Origin of the sequence: Enterobacter sp. V89_11 (genome assembly GCF_029967775.1) — a bacterium.
In the GTDB taxonomy this organism is placed as follows: Bacteria; Pseudomonadota; Gammaproteobacteria; order Enterobacterales; family Enterobacteriaceae; genus Enterobacter; species Enterobacter ludwigii.
This window is the reverse complement of sequence record NZ_JASCAN010000016.1, coordinates 1-21,018: the sequence shown is the minus strand read 5'-3', so window position 1 is coordinate 21,018 and position 21,018 is coordinate 1. Positions and strand designations below refer to the sequence as shown.

Annotated in this window: 17 protein-coding genes and 1 pseudogene; 11 read left to right on the top strand and 7 right to left on the bottom strand. The window is 52.4% G+C overall.

Annotated features, from left to right (window positions below):
- Positions 1-51 precede the first annotated feature (51 nt).
- The 6 genes and pseudogenes from entD to QLG09_RS13640 all read left to right on the top strand — a co-directional run bounded on the left by entD (position 52) and on the right by QLG09_RS13640 (position 7,403).
- Positions 52-714, top strand: a complete 663-nt coding sequence (gene entD, locus QLG09_RS13665; protein ID WP_049023501.1) for an enterobactin synthase subunit EntD — start codon at positions 52-54, stop codon at positions 712-714.
- A 504-nt stretch (positions 715-1,218) separates the two neighbouring features.
- A complete protein-coding gene (locus QLG09_RS13660) occupies positions 1,219-1,389 on the top strand; it encodes a hypothetical protein (protein WP_154816602.1) in 171 nt (56 codons plus the stop codon).
- Between the two features lie 102 nt (positions 1,390-1,491).
- Entirely contained in the window at positions 1,492-1,752 is a 261-nt protein-coding gene (locus QLG09_RS13655) for a hypothetical protein (RefSeq protein WP_050737410.1), read from the top strand.
- Between the two features lie 149 nt (positions 1,753-1,901).
- Positions 1,902-3,176 carry an HlyD family secretion protein gene (locus QLG09_RS13650; protein WP_044866907.1) on the top strand — a complete coding sequence of 425 codons (1,275 nt, stop codon included), beginning with the start codon at positions 1,902-1,904 and terminating at the stop codon, positions 3,174-3,176.
- Positions 3,169-5,301 (top strand): annotated as a pseudogene (locus QLG09_RS13645) (peptidase domain-containing ABC transporter). The gene QLG09_RS13650 and the pseudogene QLG09_RS13645 overlap by 8 nt, the downstream one beginning before the upstream one ends.
- A complete protein-coding gene (locus QLG09_RS13640) occupies positions 5,298-7,403 on the top strand; it encodes a prolyl oligopeptidase family serine peptidase (protein WP_044866910.1) in 2,106 nt (701 codons plus the stop codon). The pseudogene QLG09_RS13645 and the gene QLG09_RS13640 overlap by 4 nt, the downstream one beginning before the upstream one ends.
- Positions 7,404-7,487: 84 nt before the next feature.
- On the opposite strand, the gene betT is transcribed toward QLG09_RS13640, so the two are convergent.
- Positions 7,488-9,521, bottom strand: coding sequence for a choline BCCT transporter BetT (betT, locus tag QLG09_RS13635; RefSeq protein WP_282488984.1), 2,034 nt, complete (start codon positions 9,519-9,521; stop codon positions 7,488-7,490).
- 128 nt (positions 9,522-9,649) lie between these two features.
- Here betT and betI point away from each other — a divergent pair, with 128 nt between their 5' ends.
- Genes betI through betA form a run of 3 tightly spaced genes read left to right on the top strand, consistent with a single transcriptional unit; the run spans position 9,650 to position 13,402 of the window.
- Positions 9,650-10,237 (top strand): transcriptional regulator BetI, encoded by a 588-nt coding sequence (betI, locus tag QLG09_RS13630; protein ID WP_020885037.1) that lies wholly within the window; start codon positions 9,650-9,652, stop codon positions 10,235-10,237.
- A 13-nt stretch (positions 10,238-10,250) separates the two neighbouring features.
- Positions 10,251-11,723 (top strand): betaine-aldehyde dehydrogenase, encoded by a 1,473-nt coding sequence (gene betB / locus QLG09_RS13625; RefSeq protein WP_014169056.1) that lies wholly within the window; start codon positions 10,251-10,253, stop codon positions 11,721-11,723.
- A gap of 14 nt (positions 11,724-11,737) precedes the next feature.
- Positions 11,738-13,402, top strand: coding sequence for a choline dehydrogenase (gene betA, locus QLG09_RS13620; protein WP_050737411.1), 1,665 nt, complete (start codon positions 11,738-11,740; stop codon positions 13,400-13,402).
- 46 nt (positions 13,403-13,448) lie between these two features.
- Here the strand turns inward: betA and QLG09_RS13615 are convergent, their stop codons facing one another.
- The 5 genes from QLG09_RS13615 to budA form a co-directional block, all read right to left on the bottom strand.
- On the bottom strand, positions 13,449-14,147 hold the full coding sequence (locus tag QLG09_RS13615; protein WP_050737412.1) for a GNAT family protein: 699 nt from the start codon (positions 14,145-14,147) through the stop codon (positions 13,449-13,451).
- A gap of 162 nt (positions 14,148-14,309) precedes the next feature.
- A complete protein-coding gene (locus tag QLG09_RS13610; RefSeq protein WP_014169053.1) occupies positions 14,310-14,783 on the bottom strand; it encodes a cold shock domain-containing protein in 474 nt (157 codons plus the stop codon).
- Between the two features lie 131 nt (positions 14,784-14,914).
- Positions 14,915-15,685, bottom strand: coding sequence for a (S)-acetoin forming diacetyl reductase (locus QLG09_RS13605; protein WP_040016887.1), 771 nt, complete (start codon positions 15,683-15,685; stop codon positions 14,915-14,917).
- Between the two features lie 20 nt (positions 15,686-15,705).
- Positions 15,706-17,427 (bottom strand): acetolactate synthase AlsS, encoded by a 1,722-nt coding sequence (gene alsS, locus QLG09_RS13600; RefSeq protein ID WP_086463059.1) that lies wholly within the window; start codon positions 17,425-17,427, stop codon positions 15,706-15,708.
- Positions 17,399-18,178, bottom strand: a complete 780-nt coding sequence (gene budA / locus QLG09_RS13595) for an acetolactate decarboxylase (protein ID WP_025204708.1) — start codon at positions 18,176-18,178, stop codon at positions 17,399-17,401. Before budA ends, alsS begins: the two co-directional genes overlap by 29 nt.
- Positions 18,179-18,283: 105 nt before the next feature.
- On the opposite strand from budA, the gene QLG09_RS13590 reads away from it, so the two are divergent.
- Both QLG09_RS13590 and QLG09_RS13585 read left to right on the top strand, forming a co-directional pair.
- Positions 18,284-19,165 carry a LysR family transcriptional regulator gene (locus QLG09_RS13590; protein ID WP_014169049.1) on the top strand — a complete coding sequence of 294 codons (882 nt, stop codon included), beginning with the start codon at positions 18,284-18,286 and terminating at the stop codon, positions 19,163-19,165.
- 346 nt (positions 19,166-19,511) lie between these two features.
- Positions 19,512-19,967 (top strand): hypothetical protein, encoded by a 456-nt coding sequence (locus QLG09_RS13585; protein WP_025204709.1) that lies wholly within the window; start codon positions 19,512-19,514, stop codon positions 19,965-19,967.
- A gap of 86 nt (positions 19,968-20,053) precedes the next feature.
- On the opposite strand, the gene QLG09_RS13580 is transcribed toward QLG09_RS13585, so the two are convergent.
- Complete coding sequence (locus tag QLG09_RS13580) at positions 20,054-20,842, bottom strand: phosphotransferase (protein WP_282488983.1); 789 nt, start codon at positions 20,840-20,842, stop codon at positions 20,054-20,056.
- Between the last annotated feature and the right edge of the window lie 176 nt (positions 20,843-21,018).

Sequence of the window (21,018 nt, the reverse complement as noted above, 5' to 3'; positions counted from 1 at the left end):
CGGGGTGAAGGCATCAGGCCGCACTATTCCTCAACGTCAGGACGAGAAAACATGCGCACCACCCACTCCACATTTCGTCTTGCCGGAACCACGGTCCATCAAATTACCTTCGATCCTACCACCTTTACCAACGCCGACCTCCTTTGGCTTCCTCACCAGGCCCAGCTAACCGACGCCGGGCGAAAACGAAAAACCGAACACCTTGCCGGTCGCCTCGCCGCCGCCCACGCACTCAGAGCGATTAACGAACGCGCCGTTCCCGGCATCGGTCCCAGCGGGGAACCCCTCTGGCCGGAAGGCATCACTGGCAGCATTACCCACAGCGGTACACAGGCGATGGCGGTGGTTGCGCGCTATCCGCATACGCTAATCGGCATTGATCTGGAAGCCATTCTTTCCGAAAACGAAGCTCACGAAATAAAGGAAGGTGTCATCGACGCACAGGAAGAAACACGCCTTTTGCAGTCGGGCAAGCCTTTCGCGCTTACATTGACGCTCGCATTCAGCGCCAAAGAGAGCCTGTTTAAAGCGCTTTTCCCTGTAGTGAGGGAATATATGGGATTTGAATGCGCACGGGTCAGTGCATTGAATGAGAACACGCTGGTATTAAAACTTGCCCAACCCATAGGGTGTTATTACGAGGGATTGTGTTTTAACCTGGTATGGCAAATTATGGACGAAAGCGTATGCACGTTACTCGTCGTTCAGGAATAGTTTTGACTTTTATCCGAAAAATTCAACACCCTACTCTTTTGATAAAATATCATTACTGAAAACAAAACAATTATTAATATAAAACCCAACCACAAAGAAATATCCTTGCAGCTTTATCACGCCTACGATCATGTATAAAAAATATAGCACCTCACAACCTATCTCGATGTGGGAAACATACACCCCTTGAGTGCAAATGTTAAGAGAATCTATCCCTTCCTACTACTTTTAATAGTTAGATAAAACCAATTTAATTTTAGAACATAATCCACAACTCGCCACCATGCTTTCCATAACAGAATTACGCAACGAAACTTAGAGGTAGGTCAAAAACCCAAAGATAAAAAAACCGTGAAAGATGAAATAAGTCATTTCCATTTTCTTTATTTCAGGAACATTATGTTAAGGCTGTTTTACTTTAACTCCATATAACTAAGGAAAGTCTAATGCGTGAATTAAATCAAAATGAAATGAGTATTGTGGCCGGTGGTATTGGTGCCGGTAATGGGAACGGTAATCACAGTGGCAACGGCAATGGCAATAGTGGTGGTAATGGTGGTACCTGTAATGGCGGCAATGGTGGTAATGGTGGCCGCGGCGGTAATGGCGGTAATGGGGGTAACGGCGGAAGCTGCGGCGGTGGCAATAATGGCGGTCGTCGATAGCCATCATTAAAAACCAAAACGACGACCCGCTGTAAGTTTGTCATGGCGGGTCGCTGTGCGTGATGCATTACTTTATCAGGAGTAAAAATGCGAGAACTACTGAAATCAGAGAGTGAAGGTATTTCTGGGGGTTCGCAATGCGATGGTGGAAGTGGAGGTAACGGGGGCGCAGGCGGTAATGGCGGCCGCGGAGGTAATGGAGGAACCTGTGGTTCTGGAAATGGTGGTAATGGCGGTAACGGGGGACGAGGCGGGAACGGAGGTGATGGTGGAAATGGTGGCCCTGGAGGGAAAGGGGGCAAAGGCGGTAAAGGTGGTCCCGGTGGACACGATGGCCGTAACGGTAGGGATGGTTGAGTCGTCGAAGAAATAGTATTACCGAAGCGCAGCAAAGCAAATTACATATGCAGGAAAAAACACGATACCCCTGGATATGCAGAATAACCAGGTGCAATTGACTTAAAATTGTCACCTGGTGAACCACACAAAATCACGAAATCTTTTAAAAAAAGGAAAAAGTGCGTGTATCGCCAAAAAGCGGTTGATCACAAAAAATTGAGATGGCAAGGAAGAGCCATATTACTGTCTGGGATCCCTGTTTGGTTGGTTGCAGGGCTATCTGTTTTTTTTGTTATTGCTTTTCTAACCTTCGTCCTAACGTTCACCTATACGAGAAGAATAACTGTAGTGGGAGAAATAACCACCTATCCTCGTTCATCTAACGTTTACGCCAGTGTTCAGGGGGTGGTAGTTAAACAATTTGTCAAAGAAGGTCAACTGCTCAAAGTAGGTGATGCTATTTACATGATCGATGTTAGTAAAAGCACACGTAGCGGTGTCGTCAGCGATAATCAGCGTATGGATGTTGACAACCAGCTGACACGTATATCTCAAATCATGTCTCTTCTCCAGGAAAATAAAAAAAACACTCTTGAGATGCTCAAAAAACAAAAAGAACAATATAGCGCTGCTCTCAAACGTTCCTCAGATATTATCACCCAAGCCCAGGAAGGCCTCCATGTAATGAAAACTAACATGGAGAACTACCGGCATTATCAGGCGCGTGGTCTTATTACTCAGGATCAGCTGATTAATCAGATAGCCTTATACTACGAACGACAGAATAACATGATTAACCTGTCTGCCCAGAGTGACCAAAACGCGTTGCAGGTAACAACACTGGAGAGTCAAATTCAGACGCAGGCCGCTGAATTTGATAACCAGATTCATCAAATGGAACTTCAGCGCTATGAATTGCAAAAAGAACGTCTGAGTATTGATGCTGGAGGCGCTATTATTATCCGAGCCATGGCTAACGGGAGGGTAGATTCCCTTAGCGTCACCGTCGGGCAGATGATCAAGCCGGGCGACAGTCTGCTACAAATCATCCCATACAATATCGATCATTTCTCTCTTGTCATTTGGGTACCGAATGACGCAGTCCCCTATCTTAATGCTGGAGACCGCGTGAACATCCGCTATGAAGCCTTTCCTGCTGAAAAATTCGGTATGTTTGGCGGAGCAATTTCTGTCATCTCACGTTCCCCAGCCTCCCCACAGGAAATGCAAACCTATCAAGGGGCGCTTAAAGTGGCCTCATCTTCAGCTGCACCCTACTACAAAGTTATTATCAAACCTGACAGACAAAATATTGCGTACGCGGGTAAACGTCTGAGCTTGGGTAATGGAATGCAAGCTCAAAGCACCTTATTTCTGGAAAAAAGGAAGATCTATCAGTGGATGCTTTCCCCCTTCTACGATATGAAAAATAGCATAGAGGGCCCGATAAATGAGTAAACGTGCTTTTAAAACGCTTCTCGGACAACTCGATCTTCATCTGCGTTCTCGGGTTCCACTAGTTCATCAAACGGAATCCTCAGAATGCGGTTTGGCATGTCTTGCGATGATTTGTAATCACTTTGGAAAAAATAGCAATCTCATCTCCTTGCGACAACAATTCAACCTATCTGCACGTGGGACAACACTGGCAGGAATGAAAGAAATTGCTGAACAATTAGGACTTGCATCTCGCTGTTTATCCCTGGAACTTCATGAACTCAACTCGCTTAAGATCCCCTGCATCTTACATTGGGATTTTAACCATTTTGTAGTTCTGGTCGGTGTGAAACAAAATCGAGTGATCCTACACGACCCTGCCAGAGGCCGTAGAACGATAAATCTCGAGGAAATGTCTCAATACTTCACTGGCATAGCACTCGAAGTATGGCCTGGAAGTACATTTACCGAAGAGCAAGAAAGTCACCACTTCAGCCTCAAAGCCCTTGCAGCAAAGGTACATGGTCTTAAGGGTACGCTAGCGAAAATATTTTTCTATTCGCTCATTATTGAATCCATAAATCTTCTTATCCCGATAGGTACTCAGCTTGCACTGGATCATGCTATTCCCGCTGCAGATGTGGGCTTACTGACACTGATTTGTATTGGTCTGTTACTCTTTACTTTCTTACGCCTGGCATTGAGCGCACTGCGTTCATGGTCTTCATTATTAATGACTACGCTCATCAATGTTCAGTGGCAATCCGGGTTATTTTCACATTTACTGCGGCTACCTTTGAGTTATTTTGAGCGACGCAAGTTAGGTGACATTCAGTCGCGCTTTGGATCGTTGAACACTCTTCGGGAAACCTTTACCAGTAGTATCGTTGGAGCACTCATCGATGGAACGATGTTGATCGGTGTTGTCATTATGATGGCACTTTATGGCGGCTGGCTCACAGGCGTTGTTATGTGTTTTACTGCTCTGTATGTCCTCATCCGTCTTATGACGTACAGTACCTACCGCGAATTATCGGAGGAAATTCTCGTTAGAGACGCCCGAACCCGATCTTATTTCATGGAAACGTTGTACGGTATAGCGACCATTAAAATGCAAGGTTTTAGTGAAAGAAGAAGCATCCACTGGCTGAACCTGGAAATTGACACAATTAACACTGAAATAAAAATCACCAAAATGGATTTGCTTTTTGGTGGCGTAAACTCCCTTATCACTGCTTGCGAGCAGATAGCAATGCTATGGCTGGGTTCAAGACTCATTATAGATAACGATATAACAATTGGGATGTTCATCGCTTTCGGTGTATTCAGAGAACAATTTGCCGACAGAGTTTGGTCATTAACTAATTTCCTGACTAAGTTGCGCATGATGCACCTTCATAATGAACGTGTGGCAGATATTGCACTTAATACTCAGGAAAAGAAAAAGCCCGATAGAGAAATATTAAAAACGATGAAACCTGTAGCCCTAGAAATAAATGCATAAAGCTACCGATATGATGACCATTCGGCCGCTGTCTTTCGTGGTCTTTCTTTCCAGGTTTTAGCTGGAGAAAGTGTGGCAATTACAGGCCCGTCAGGTGCAGGTAAAACAACGCTTATGAGGGTTCTTTGTGGATTGTTTGAACCGCAGACAGATTCAGTAATGATCGATGGTAATGACATTCAACAACTTGGTTTAAACAATTACCGCAAAATAATCGGGTGCGTAATGCAGGATGATAAGTTATTTTCTGGTTCTATTAGAGAAAATATTTGTGGCTTCGATGAAAATGCCGATTACGAATGGATGGAAGAGTGCGCTCGCGCAAGCTTTATCCATGGTGCTATTGTAAAAATGCCCATGGGATACGATACATTAGTTGGAGAACTTGGTGAGGGGTTGTCTGGAGGACAGAAACAACGCATCTTTATTGCCCGCGCACTTTATCGTAAACCCGGGATATTATTTATGGATGAAGCAACCAGTGCCTTGGACGAAGAGAGTGAAACGTATGTTAATCAGGCTATCAAAAAGCTAAACATCACCCGAATAATCATTGCTCACAGACAATCAACCATCGCATCTGTTGAGCGTGTGATTCGATTAATGCCACAGACAGAACAGCATGGACTGCACTCTGAATGAAAAATTGCGTAAGACTGAGTATAAAACCGACATTATTCATAATAGTCATTTTGTTTGGCTGCGTTTTTTTCACTCATGCCCATGGGAGAAACGCTGATGTTGACAACAACGTAGATCCTTATCGCTGGATGGAAACCGACGGACAACAGACAGCTCGTTGGCTAAGCCATCAATCAGACCAGGCGGTTAAAATATTACACACCCTCCCCTGGCGAAATGCACTGGCGAAAAGACTAAGCATACTGGTTAACACAGAACCAACTCTATCTGATATCTATGATGCGGGCGATCGTCGTTTCTACCTACGATCGACAACTGAACATCCTTATCTGCGGCTTTTTGTGCAACAAAAGGGAAAACCTGAACGAGTGGTTATTACCCCTCCCGTCGGATATGGGATTAATTTTTTTAGCCCATCTCCAGACGGTCACTATGTGGCTTTTGGATTATCGAAAAATGGTACTGAAACTACGGCAATAAATGTCATCAGAGTTGCGGATGGTGTCGTATTAAAAGATGAAATTTCCGCGGTTCGCTATCCTAATGTTGTCTGGGCAGCGGATAACCAGTCATTTTATTACAGTCTTAACGATACAACTCATGATACCGGGCGACAAACATGCGGAAAAGTCTACTACCATCATTTAGGGAGCCAAAATGATGTTATGACTTTTGACTGGCATACTCTCCCGGAATTGACACAGAAGAAATGTGAAAACGTTAATTTGTTTGCATCCCCCGACTCTGCATATCTCATCGTTTATTTTTCGAAATCAATCAGTGGTTATGGCGGCTATCTTTTTTCTGCAAAAAACGATCCCGCACTCAACGGAATATTACACTGGGCCAAAATCATTGATGTTGATGAGAATGTTTCTGCCTTTGTTTGCTCTGGAAAGTGGATTTATTTTGCTAACATGAATTCATCATCAGGTTACGATATCTCAAGAGTCGATCTGAGTACTCCTACTTCAAAACGAGAGCATGTGATGAGCTGGGCAAATGGTGAGCTCACCCAGCTAACCACCAGTCGGGATTCACTTTATATTGCATACCATGACTCTGGTACCAATAAATTCGTACGTATTCCTTTTGAAGACCCGAATAAACACCAGTTCATTCCAGCACCAGCAGATGAAAATGTGAGTGCAATATTCGCCAGCAATAACCGCAAGGATATCCTCTTCACCCGACAGAGTTGGCTCACGCAACCTGCTATTTTCCAGTATAACCCGGTCAATAATCGCATCAGAGATACGAATTTAATATCACCGGTAAAACAATCCTTTACAGACTATGTGACGGAAGAAATATGGGTTCTCACAGCAGATAACGTCCGCGTTCCGTTAACTTTAATTCATCATAAAGGAATTGAACACAATGGTGCCACCCCCATCTGGTTGACAGCTTACGGCGCTTATGGAGTAAGTACCCTTCCTGAATTTGATATTTCCCGCTTGCTCTGGCTTGAACAAGGCGGAGCCATCGCAATCGCGCATGTTCGAGGAGGAGGTGAACTGGGTCCAGCATGGCATGAAGGAGGTAGAGCGAATAAGAAAGAAAATTCTATTAATGATTTTATTCGTTGCGCTGAATATCTCGTTGATAATAAATACACCTCACCGTCAAAATTGGTGATCAGTGGTGAGAGCGCGGGGGGGATTATAATTGGTATGGCAATGACGCTTCGCCCAGAACTATTTTCAGCTGTGGCGATAGACGTCGGAATACTTAATACCAGTCGACTGGATAAAATTCCAATAGGCGAGATGAATTTTGAAGAGTTGGGTTCACCTTTTACACAATCAGGTATGCTCAATTTGTTAAAAATAGACGCTTATCAGCATCTGGTTCCAGGTAAACGCTATCCCCCGGTGTTGTTAACGGTCGGCCTGCATGACCAACGTGTCTCCACCTGGCAGACAGCAAAATTCGCAGCCCGATTGCAGACAATAAACAAACCGTGGAATGTTCCGGTGCTGGTATTAGCTTACAGTCAAGGAGGACACAATGCGGCCACCTACGCAGAAGCTGATTCAAAATTAGTCGACACTGTGAGTTTCTTTATATGGAAAACCGGTATTCATTTTCAGAATCATTAATATTGCGCAGCACGAATGTGCCACGCCATTAAAAAAAGCGGTACCCTGCTCCAGGATACCGCTTTATTCACTTAGTTATCCCGCTCAAACATCCGGGAACATCACGCTATTCCCCGGCGCCTCGCGATGGAGGTGAATAAAGTTCAGGTGCCGCTCATACTGATCCAGTATGTCCGTAATTACCTGTTCCTTACTGTAATCCATCAGGTCATTCCCCTGGCTCCCTTCCAGCAGGAACGTCTCAAGGCGGTAATACGTTGATTTCCCACTGCGTGCGCGATAGGTAAATCCGGGCACCGAATACTGCTGTGGCCAAATCTGGTAGACAAAGTTTTGTTCGTCGCCCATATGCACCAGCAGATCCAGGTGTCCCAGAGTCTCACCGTCATCCGGCGGCAGGTTTTTCAGTTCAACATACGCACCACGCAGCTTCAGCTCCTGCGCCACCTCTTCCATCGCCGGGAAGCAGACCGTTTCCATCATCTGTTTGGTGTAGCGCGTGCCCGGATAGTTCATCAGGCGTGACAACCGCTTTTTCCAGCTCAGTCTGTCCTGCGCACCCATCGGGCGTGGCGCGGTATCGCGGCTGGCGCTGACGCGGCGGTAATCTTCCACCTTGAGAGATTTATACAACCCGGCCATCACGAAGAAGATCACGAAACTGAACGGCAGACCCATGATCACCGTGGTGTTCTGCAGGGCAGAAATACCGTTGGTCATCAGCATGCCCAGGGTCAGCAGGCCAATGGCGACAGACCAGAAGATGCGCAGCCAGTTAGGAGCATCGCTGTTAATGTCCTTGAGCTTCGAGGTAAAGTTCCCCAGCACCAGCGCGCCGGAATCCGCCGAGGTGACGTAAAACAGCAGGCCGGTAATGGTCGCAACAGAGGCGCTAAAGGTAAACGCCGGATACTGCGCCAGCAGGCTGTAGAACCCCCGCTCCGGATGCACCATCGCTTCCTGCGCAAACGTCGCATTGCCGTGAATGATCTCGTGCAGCGCGCTGTTGCCGAACACCGACAGCCACAGCAGCGTAAAGGTGAACGGGATAATCAGCGTGCCCATCACAAACTGACGAATGGTACGTCCACGCGAAATACGCGCCAGGAACAGGCCAACAAACGGCGACCACGCGACCCACCACGCCCAGAAGAACAGCGTCCAGTTGTTCATCCACTCGACCGGGCGATCGAAGGCGAAGCTGTTCAACGTCATACCCATAAAGCGGTTCACGTAATCACCCACGTTCAGCACTAACGCATTGAGCAGGAATGACGTATCGCCCATAAACAGCATGAACAGGATCAACCCCAGCGCCAGCGCGACGTTCAGCTCAGAAAGCACGCGAATGCCCTTGTCCACGCCGGAGGTAACCGAAATGGTGGCGATAATCACCGACAGCGCGATCAGCGCCGCTTTGGCCGCCATGGAATCCGGGATATCAAACAGCACGCTCAGACCGTAGTTGAGCTGCACCACGCCGATACCGAGCGTGGTGGCGATCCCAAAGATGGTACCAATCACCGCCGCGATATCCACGGTGTGTCCAATCGGTCCGTTAATTTTTTTACCGAAAATCGGATAGAGCGCGGAGCGGATCGTGAGGGGTAAATTATAACGATAGCTAAAGTATCCGAGCGCCATCCCCATCAGGGCATACATCGACCAGCCGGTTAAGCCGTAGTGGAACAATGTCCAGACCATCGCCTGTCGCGCGGCCTCCATCGTCTGCCCCGCCCCTTCCGGTGGCTGCATATATTGCGTGACCGGTTCCGCCACAGAGAAGAACATCAGGTCAATACCAATGCCCGCGGCAAACAGCATCGCGGCCCAGCTCAGCAGGCTGAACTCGGGTTTTGACTGTTCCGGCCCGAGCTTTACCGAGCCAAAGCGCGAGCAGGCGATGCAGACGACGAAGACGATATAGAGCGTCGCCGCCAGCAAGTAGTACCAGCCGAAGGTCTTCGACACCCAGTTAAGGGTGCGCCCAATCCACTCGGCAGAAAAATCGCTAAAGAAGATCGTCATCAGGGAAAACAACAAAATCAGTCCTGCGGATGTATAAAAAACAACCGGATTGATTTTGTCCTTTTCTCTGTCTTGCGAAAGATCTGTCATCCAGTACCCCCACTGTTTTTGTAACTATTGAAATCCAAAACCGCAACAATTAAGACACATTTTATATTGAACGTCCAATCAAAAACCGCTTTAATGGTTAACCAACGCTGATGAATGGAGTGGCAAAAATGCCCAAAGTGGGGATGCAGCCAATCCGGCGCAGGCAACTGATCGACGCCACGCTGGAAGCAATAAATGAAGTGGGAATGCATGACGCGACCATCGCGCAGATCGCCCGTCGGGCGGGCGTTTCCACGGGCATCATCAGTCACTATTTCAAGGACAAAAATGGCCTGCTGGAAGCGACCATGCGCGACATCACCGGCCAGCTGCGCGACGCGGTATTGAACCGTTTGCATGCCTTACCGCACGGCAGCGCTGAGCAGCGTCTGCAGGCGATTGTCGGCGGCAATTTTGATGAAACCCAGATCAGCGGCGCGGCAATGAAAGCCTGGCTGGCCTTCTGGGCGAGCAGCATGCATCAGCCAATGCTCTACCGTCTGCAGCAGGTGAGCAGCCGCCGTCTGCTGTCGAACCTGGTGTATGAGTTCCGCCGCGAGCTGCCGCGCGAACAGGCGCAGGAGGCGGGTTACGGGCTCGCGGCGCTGATTGACGGGCTGTGGCTGCGCGCCGCGCTGAGTGGCAAACCGCTGGATAAAACCCTGGCCCAGTCGCTCACCAGCCACTTTATTAGCCAGCATTTACCGACCGATTAACCGAGGAGAATTTATGTCCCGAATGGCAGAACAGCAGCTTTATATCAATGGTGGTTATACATCGGCCACCAGCGGTCGCACCTTCGAGACCATCAACCCGGCCAACGGTGAAGTCCTGGCGATCGTTCAGGCCGCCGGGCGCGAGGATGTCGATCGCGCCGTAGAAAGCGCGCAGCGCGGGCAAAAAATCTGGGCGGCAATGACCGCCATGGAGCGCTCGCGCATTCTGCGCCGTGCGGTAGACATTCTTCGTGAGCGTAACGACGAGCTGGCGAAGCTGGAAACCCTCGACACCGGCAAAGCGTACTCAGAAACCAGCACCGTTGATATCGTCACCGGCGCGGACGTGCTGGAGTACTACGCAGGGCTGATCCCGGCGCTGGAAGGCAGCCAGATCCCCCTGCGCGATACCTCATTTGTCTATACCCGTCGTGAACCGCTGGGCGTGGTCGCGGGCATTGGCGCATGGAACTACCCGATCCAGATCGCCCTGTGGAAATCCGCGCCAGCGCTGGCCGCAGGTAACGCGATGATCTTCAAGCCGAGCGAAGTGACGCCCCTCACCGCTCTGAAGCTTGCCGAGATCTACACCGAAGCGGGTCTGCCGGACGGCGTGTTCAACGTTCTGCCGGGCGTGGGCGCAGAAACCGGCCAGTTCCTGACCGAGCACCCGGGCATCGCCAAAGTCTCCTTCACCGGCGGCGTTGCCAGCGGCAAAAAAGTGATGGCCAATTCGGCGGCCTCGTCCCTGAAAGAGGTGACGATGGAGTTGGGCGGGAAATCCCCGCTGGTTATTTTCGACGATGCCGACCTGGATCTCGCGGCGGACATCGCCATGATGGCCAACTTCTTCAGTTCCGGCCAGGTATGCACCAACGGCACCCGCGTGTTCGTGCCGGCGAAATTCAAAGCCGCGTTTGAGCAGAAAATTGTTGAGCGCGTGGCACGTATTCGCGCGGGCGATCTGTTCGATGAACGCACCAACTTTGGCCCACTGGTGAGCTTCCCGCACCGCGAAAACGTGCTGCGCTATATCGCCAAAGGCAAAGAAGAAGGCGCGCGTGTACTGTGCGGTGGCGACGTGCTGAAAGGCGAAGGCTTTGACAACGGCGCGTGGGTGGCTCCCACCGTGTTCACCGACTGCACCGATGAGATGACCATCGTGCGCGAAGAGATCTTCGGGCCGGTGATGTCCATCCTCACGTACGAAACCGACGAAGAGGTGATTCGTCGCGCCAACGACACCGATTACGGTCTGGCGGCGGGCATCGTGACTGCCGACCTGAACCGCGCACACAGCGCGATCCACCAGCTTGAAGCGGGTATCTGCTGGATCAACACCTGGGGTGAATCCGCGGCAGAGATGCCGGTTGGTGGCTACAAACACTCCGGCATTGGCCGCGAGAACGGCGTAATGACGCTCCAGAGTTATACCCAGGTGAAGTCCATCCAGGTTGAGATGGGTAAATTCCAGTCCATATTTTAACCGGGAGGTTTTTTTTGCAATTTGACTACATCATTATTGGTGCCGGCTCTGCCGGCAACGTACTGGCAACACGACTGACGGAAGATCCCAATACCACCGTTCTGCTGCTTGAAGCGGGCGGCCCGGATTACCGTTTTGACTTCCGCACCCAGATGCCTGCCGCGCTGGCGTTTCCCTTGCAGGGCAAGCGTTACAACTGGGCGTATGAAACCGAGCCCGAGCCGCACATGAACAACCGCCGTATGGAGTGCGGTCGCGGCAAAGGGCTGGGCGGCTCATCCCTGATCAACGGTATGTGCTACATCCGCGGTAACGCGATGGATCTGGACAACTGGGCAACTGAGCCGGGTCTGGAACACTGGAGCTATCTCAACTGCCTGCCCTACTACCGTAAGGCAGAGACCCGTGACGTGGGGCCAAACGACTACCACGGCGGCGACGGCCCGGTGAGCGTGACCACCTCTAAACCCGGCGTAAACCCGCTGTTTGAAGCGATGGTAGAAGCCGGTGTGCAGGCGGGCTACCCGCGTACTGACGACCTTAACGGCTATCAGCAGGAAGGCTTCGGTCCGATGGACAGAACCGTGACGCCGCAGGGCCGTCGCGCCAGTACCGCACGCGGCTATCTGGATCAGGCGAAATCACGCCCGAACCTGACCATTCGCACCCATGCCATGACCGATCACATTATTTTTGACGGCAAACGTGCGGCAGGCGTCGAGTGGCTGGAAGGCGAGAGCACGATTCCGTCAAAAGCGACGGCCAGCAAAGAGGTGCTGCTGTGCGCCGGGGCGATTGCCTCTCCGCAGATCCTGCAGCGCTCCGGCGTGGGTAACGCGGAACTGCTGAAGCAGTTTGACATCCCGCTGGTACATGACCTCCCGGGTGTGGGTGAAAACCTGCAGGATCACTTAGAGATGTACCTGCAGTACGAGTGCAAAGAGCCGGTTTCTCTCTACCCTGCCCTGCAGTGGTGGAACCAGCCGAAAATTGGCGCGGAGTGGCTGTTTGGCGGCACCGGCGTGGGAGCGAGCAACCACTTTGAAGCGGGCGGGTTTATCCGCAGCCGCGAGGAGTTTGAATGGCCGAATATTCAGTACCACTTCCTGCCGGTCGCCATTAACTACAACGGGTCGAACGCGGTCAAAGAGCACGGTTTCCAGTGCCACGTTGGCTCCATGCGCTCACCAAGCCGCGGGCATGTACGGATTAAATCACGCGATCCGCATCAGCATCCGGCGATCCTGTTCAACTATATGTCCCACGAACAGGACTGGCAGGAGTTTCGCGATGCGATCCGCATCACCCGTGAGATCATGCACCAGCCGGCGCTGGATAAATACCGTGGACGGGAAATCAGCCCGGGCATTGAGTGCCAGACCGACGAACAGCTGGACGAGTTTGTGCGTAACCACGCTGAAACCGCCTTCCACCCGTGCGGCACCTGTAAGATGGGGTATGACGAAATGGCCGTGGTCGACGGCGAGGGTCGCGTTCATGGGCTGGAAGGATTACGCGTGGTGGATGCGTCCATTATGCCGCAGATCATCACCGGCAACCTGAACGCCACCACCATCATGATTGGCGAGAAAATTGCCGATGCCATTCGCGGACGCGAGCCGCTGGCGAAGAGTACCGCGGCATATCATGTCGCCAACGGTGCACCGGTTCGCCTGTAACGCAGTTTGCTAAGCAGCCCCTCTCCCAACGGGTGAGGGGCATATTTTACAGACGAAACGCCTCCAGCTTTTTACGCTGCCGCCCTTCCCCGTCAAAATTCACTTCAGCCAGCCAGGCGCGGAGTTCGGCATCCCGCTGTGGCCATTCGCCATCAATGATTGACAGCATATCGCTGTCGCGGTTGCGCCCTTTGCGCACCAGCTTCTGACGCAGCCGGCCTTCCCAGACAAACCCCAGCCTTTCCGCCGCATTACGCGAGGCAGTGTTCATTGAATCGCACTTCCACTCCAGCCGACGATAGCCATGCTCGAATGCATTCCTGAGCAGCAGCCATACGGTTTCCGTGCCGAGGCGGGAGCCTTTCATCTTGCGTGACCAGGTGACGTGGCCGATCTCCACCGACCCTTGCATGCGCTCTATTGCCATATAGCTCACCAGCCCCACCGCTTGCCCGGTACGTAAATCGATGACGGCGTACGGCACCAGCTCATCATCCAGTACTTTGCCAAGGACCCATTCTGCGGTGTCTTCAACGCTCACGGGCTGGGTGCTGACAAGCCACGTCCAGTCGCTGTCGTCCCCCAGCGCATAGGCCTCATACAAATCTGCCGCGTGGCGTTCGGCATCCAGCGGCTCAAGACGACAATACTGACCGACGAGCGGAGTGCGGGTTAACGCACGGGCGCATTTCCAGTCGGGGACGATATCGTTAACAGTTTGACCATGTTGATTAAGCTCGGGCACGGCGTTGACTCCCGGAAGGATAAGGGTTTTGTTATAGCAGGTTAAAAAGCGGACGAAAAGAGACGCGGCGTATCGCCTGCTCGGGAAAACGGGGGAAGTGGCGTTTGCACGCCAGGATGACAGCGGTACGCCGGGTAAGACGTCGTCCTACCCGGCAAAGCATTATTTCAGCAGCTTCACCGTAGCGTCGATGTCGATCTCATCTTCCGTGAAGATCATCGTCGTATTCTGGAAGGTGGTGATAGCCAGCTTCTTCACCGTGCGCATTTCACCCGGTTTTTTGTCAGACTTGGGTTTGATGTTGTTCATCAGCAGCCCCACGGACAGTACCGCGTTCTCTTTATCGATGCCGGTATCTGCTGGCTCTTCTTCGCTGAACACCACAAACGATTTGATCGAGGTGAGCTTCACGCGCTCGCCTGCGATATAGAGGTGTTTGCTTTCCGGGATCACCTTCACCGCATAGGCGGAAAGGCCTTTGTTGTTGGTTGTGGGCTCGAAGGTCACCGCTGCGTCTTTCTTAATCAGATCAGGGTTGGCGACCTTAATCACATGAAAATAGCGGTTGTCACCGTTTTCATCTTTGATAAATCCAAAGCCTTTATCTTTAAACCACGTTGTGATTGTACCGTTCATCGCTGTTACCGCCTGTCAGATCTCTAAGACTAAAGTTTTGCAGCGCGCAGTGTAATCCACAATGGCTGAGGAGACAAAAAAAAGCCCCTGCACGGGGGCAGGGGAAAACTCATGTCAGAGCTTATTAGTATTTAGTTGAACACCATACCACCGTCAATCAACAGGGACTGACCGGTCATGTAGTCGGAATCTGGCCCGGCGAGATAAGAGACACAGGCGGCCACATCTTCGGGTTCGGACAATCTGCCAAGCGTAATGCGTTTGGCAAACGTTTCAGTGCCGTAGCCGAGCGGTTTACCCGCCGCTTCGGAGACCTGGCGGTCAATTTCCGCCCACATCGGCGTTTTGACGATGCCCGGGCAGTAAGCGTTAACGGTGATCCCTAATGGCGCAAGATCACGTGCCGCCGTCTGGGTTAACCCGCGTACCGCAAACTTACTGGAACTGTAGACCGCCAGTTCAGGGTTCCCGGTATGGCCTGCCTGTGAACAGGCGTTGATGATCTTGCCGCCGTGCCCTTCTTTACGGAAGGCGTCAATGGCGGCCTGGATACCCCAGATAACCCCTTTGACGTTGATGTTGTAAACTTTGTCGACAATTTCCGGGGTGATCGACTCAATTGGCGTGGAAGGCGCGACCCCGGCATTGTTGACGATCACGTTGAAACCGCCCAGCGCGGTGCGGGCTTTTTCCACCGCTGCAAACACCTGCTCGCGGCTGGAGACATCCACCTTCACGGCGACGGCCTTCCCCCCATTGCGGACGATCTCATCGGCAACGGCTTTTGCTGTCTCTTCGTTGTAATCCGCGATGGCGACGGCAAAACCGTCTTTCACCAGGCGAAGCGCAATCGCTTTACCAATCCCCTGGCCTGAGCCTGTTACGAGAGCAACTTTTTGCATTTCTCTGTCCTTATATTGATTCACAAAATCTGGCTGAGATGGAGCTGGCCCATCAGCAGCGGGTTATCGCTATAGTCGACGGGAATGGCGACCACGGCCGGGCCATCGACATCCATTGCAGCACGCAGCGTAGGCTCCAGCGCATCCGCGCTCTCGACGGCAAAGCCTTTCGCCCCAAAGGCATCGGCATAGACTTTGAAATCGACCGGGCCGAACTCTACGCCGGAAAGGCGCTGGTATTTTTTCTCTTCCTGGATCGCAACCATGTTGTAGGCGTTGTCTACCCAGATGATGTGCAGCACATTGGCGTTAAGACGCACGGCGGTTTCCAGCTCCATGCTCGACTGCAGGAAGCCGCCGTCACCGGACACCGAGACCACCTTGCGGCCAGGATTGACCAGCCACGCACCAATCGCCCACGGCAGTGCAACGCCCATGGTCTGCTGACCGTTAGAGATCATGACCTGACGTGCGCGGAAGCTATAGAGATAGCGGGCGATCCAGATGTGGAAGCTCCCCATATCAACGGTAAGCGTAACGTCGTTATTGACGATGTCCTGCATGGCCCGCACGATGCGCAGCGGATGCAGGGCAAACTGATTAAGCGAGGCGCCACGGCGATCGAGCAGATCCCGTTGATGCTGACGATCGACCAGGATTTCTGACGCACGTGCGCTGAGCTCCAGTTTGTGGGCGATCCGGCTCGCGAGCAGGTTCAGCGTTTCGGCGATGTCCCCCACCAGCTCGAGGTCAGGCACATAATTGCGTTCTTCATAAGCGGGCAGCACATCGATATGCACCAGCGTGGCGTCGCCGCTGTTCCACATGGACGGTTCGTATTCCACCGGGCTGTAACCGATGCAGATAATCAGATCCGCCAGATGCAGCAATCTGTCGCCTGCCTGGTTGTTAAAGAGGCCGACACGTCCGGCAAAGCGGGTGAAATGTTCCTGATTCACCGCCCCGGCCGCCTGATAGGTACTGGTGACCGGGATGCGGCTTTTCTCCAGCAGCTTACGCAGCGCGGCGCTGTTGGCAGGCTGGCTGGCCATCAGCCCCAGTAAAATGACCGGATTTTTGGCTTTTTCGATAAGCTTCGCCACGTCGTTAATGGCGGACTCCGGTGCTGGCCCCATTTTGGCAGTACTGCTGCCCGGCAAAATCGCGCCCGTGGCGGGCTGGTCGACAATATCCTGCGGCAGGCTGACGAACGCGCCCCCAGGCCTGCCGTGCTCGGCGGCGCGAAACGCGTTCGAGACCACTTCGGCAATCGCATCCGGTGAACTCACCTCTACGGCGTATTTCGTCACCGGGCTGAACATGGCGACCGTGTCCATGCTCTGATGCACCAGCTTCGCTTTATCTGCCCGCTTCACGGCACCGCCCAGCGCGACCACCGGATCGCCCTCACTGTTGGCGGTGGCAATCCCGGTGATCAGGTTTGAGCAGCCCGGTCCGGAGGTGACTAGCGCGACCCCGGCCTTGCCGGTGAGGCGCCCTACCGCTGCGGCCATAAACGCCGCGTTCGCTTCGTGGCGCACGGGAATGATTTCGATGGAGGAATCGAGCAAGGAATCAAACACTTTGTCGATTTTTGCACCCGGAATACCGAAAACCTGCTTCACGCCCTGCGCTTCCAGCTGGCCTACGACCATATCGGCGCCATGCGCCCACTGACGTGCCTGTTTATCACTGTTCACGGTGGTTCTCCTGTTAGTTTTCGACGGAACGGATTGCAGCATCAAGGTTGCTGGGGTGAAGGTTGGCCTGTAAAAATGCGCTGTCGGCAGGCAGGTCGATCATCAGTTTGTGAATTTCACCGAAGGTCAGCACGCCGCTCTCAAGCTGGTAGTCGAGCAGATGCCCGCCGCCCTGACGATCGTCGGTGATAAAATGTTCGTGATATCCCGCGACGTTAATGCCCTGCATATGCTGCGGCGTGCGGAACCCGACCAGTACCCCTTCTCGCTGGTTAAAGCGGAACACCGGCTGGTCGTCCAGCACGTCGGTCATCGCACGGTATGGCGGCTTCTGACGCGGAACGGTACGGGTGTGGGCATGGCGGAAATTACCGTCGATGCGTAACGCACAGAACAGGTTATCGGAGGGGATTTGCTGGTCGATCACGTCGTGGATCTGCTGACGGCTGACCGGCGCATCGAAGGTTTTGCGATACTGCGGCTGGAACCAGGTCATCACCGCAAACGGTGTTTTTTGCTCCGGCTTCGCGGCACGGGCACTCCCGTCGGCGCGCAGTTGATACACCTGGCTGCTGAAGGCAATCATTTCGCCATCCAGCTCGTTGAACGTACCCAGACCAAAATCGCCGTGCGCAAGCAGATCGGCGATAGTGGTATCCCCCTCGTACACGCCGCTTAACAGGGCGCTCATTAGCGATGTCTGATAGATCACGCTGTCAGGATGCTGGGCAGAAAACCCACGCAGGGTCTCGCACAAACTGGCCTCACAGTCGCATGCAGATGAATGCACCATCATGCTCGTCCTCTTCAACTTTATTTAGAAAGGTTAAATAAATGTTGACCCGATTCAGCATAGAGTTCCAATATAGAATCCATGCTGGTTTGAGACGTTTTTGATATGGAACTTCGTTATCTGCGGTATTTTGTCGCCGTTGCACGTGAGCGACACTTCACCAAAGCGGCCAAAGCGCTGGGTATTTCACAGCCTCCTCTGAGTCAGCAGATTAAACGGCTCGAGGAAGAAGTGGGCACGCCGTTATTCAGACGCCTGACGCGAGGCGTGGAGCTGACTGAAGCGGGAGAAGCCTTCTATGAGGACGCCTGTAAGATCCTGGCGCTGAGCGACGCCGCGCTGGAGAAAGCCCGGGGCATTGCCCGCGGGCTGAACGGCAGTCTGTCGATTGGGATCACCAGTTCAGACGCCTTTCACCCCAAAATTTTCACCCTTATTCGCCAGTATCAGCTGCAGAACATGGCGGTGAGAGTGCACCAGGTAGAAGCCAATATGTCTTCGCTGACGGCGATGCTGGCGGAGGGTGAGCTGGATATCGCGTTTGTGCGTCTGCCGTGTGAGAGCAGCAAAGCGTTTGAGCTAAAAATTCTCGACCGTGAGCCAATGGTTGTGGCGCTGCATCGCGACCATCCACTGGCGAAGTGTGGATCGCTGGCGCTGGAGCAACTTCGGGATACGCCGGTCGTTTTGTTCCCGCAGGAGGTCGCGCCAGGGCTGTACGATCGCGTTTACGGCTGCTGCGAGCGGGCCGGAATTGACGTGCAGCACACGCTGCAGTCTTCGCAACTTTCCTCTTCCCTGAGCATGGTGTCCGCTGGCGGCGGGTTCGCCCTGGTGCCGAAGTCGATGGCCGCCATTTCACCCCCCAATGTGACCTACCATGCGCTGACATCACCGGAGCTTTATACCGATATCGCGCTGTGCTGGCGGCGTTTTGAACGTTCGCGGACGGTGAAACGGTTTCTGGCGATGCTGAGTGAAGGGTAATGGCGCGGCGTTGCTTGCGCCCGCTAAGGCCTTTCTGGAAGCCGCCTCGCAAACCTGCAAGTAACCCTGTGTAATTCAGGGTTACTGCTTTTCTTACTCTCCTCCCGGCCGTAAAGTGCCTGCGTTGCGGCACATCCGCAACCGGGCGTAGGAACCCGCATATCACGATACGACAATTATTTTGTCGCGGCAGCGCTCATCCCGTTACACTACGGTCGCGCTGGCGGAGCAACCGAAAGGTTGGCCGTTTTTGTCGTGTGCGGTATTCCTACCTCCGTCAGCGCTACCACCCATGAGCGTAGGAACTTATTGGATGGTCTGGAGTTTTTTTAAAATGGAAAATCACATGACAACTGTCCCTTCCCTGTCTTACGCGCTCTCTGAAGAAAGCGCTATACACCATCTGATTCATCTACAACTGCCTGAATCTGCAGATCTCTTCGAACTGGCCGATGCCTGCACCGCGTATGTAAGCGTGCTGGTAGAAACCGACGATGCGGTCACCCATGCAACACTGTGCACGCGTTTGCTGGCAGTCCTTAAACGCCTTCGCGCGCGTTGTGATTCTGCCCTCCCGCCTTATCTGGTCGAACAGCTGATTGCAGGAGAGAAGATTGTCTCCTGCGTTCCGGACTGCTGGCAGGATACGTCGCTCCAGGTGGACTATGCGCTGGCGTTAACGCAGGCGGTAATGGGAGGAACATTGCCTGCAAACGTGGCAAAAGAGCTGACCGGTCTGCTACATGATATGGTCTGGCTGCTGGCGGAGTTCGTGAAAGAGCCGTATATCACGGCGCACTAAGGCCAGTGCGTAAGGGCCGAAATTCAGCTGGTCTGTAAGCCAGTATTTCGGCCTTAATAATATAAAAATCCCATGCAGACGAAATGTTAAAGTACTGAGATAGCCTCGTCCAGCCAGCCGGGAAGCGTTTCTCTGTACCAGTTCAGGTACAGCTCAAAATCTGTTTTATTTCGGTCATAGAGCAGGGACACCACCTCTGACACAATCCATGCTTTAGCAAGGGTTATTTCCGTCGCTAGCTGTCGGGCAGGCATATGCAGATAATGCACGCTGTAACGCTCCGCAAGCTGTAAAATGCTTTGCCTGGAGCCCATCCCCTTTACCAGCGGGGCGAGGTCGATAGCCGGACTGCCCGTGCCAAACCTTTCCCAGTCAAAGAGAACCCACTCTCCGTTTTCTCTTCTCCCCCAGTTACCGGCATTGGTATCCCCTGAGATTAAACATTTCTGCCGAAACAAAACGCTGCCCGCTTGCTGAAAACAGCGCATCTGGTGGGCCGCGCGGTCCGGTAATCTCAAAAGCGCCAATGATTTTTCAAGCGCTTTCTCGGGCCAGGAATGAGGGTGATACACCCAGGTTGGGTCCGGTGGAGTGCGATGAAGATGAGAAAGGCATTTCAATATGTCATCCCCCGACACCTCATCCTGAGACACTTTTCCAGGGATATATTCCAGCCTTAACCGGCGTAGATGTGGATCGGCAGGCAACAGCGTCGGGATTTTGATTCCCCTGCTGTTGAGCTCTTCCGCCGCATGCTCGTAGAAAGCGTATTCCACAGGGCTAACAGGGCATTTTTCTATGACTTGCTGACCATATTGATCCACCAAACGCTGCACTTTTGCCGCACCCATTTGGGATAAATTCTCCGCAGACATACATGACTCCCTGTGTCAGGTTTGGCTTTAAGGGATAAGTGTAGTGTGATGCGGAGGGATCAGGGGCATTGTGTTTTACGGGCAGTGTTGCGGGTTGTGGGAAGGTCCGCTTAGAGCGATGAGAGGACGTTGAGTTTCTAGTAAAACTGACATGAAAACGTCCAGAGTCCCTCTGG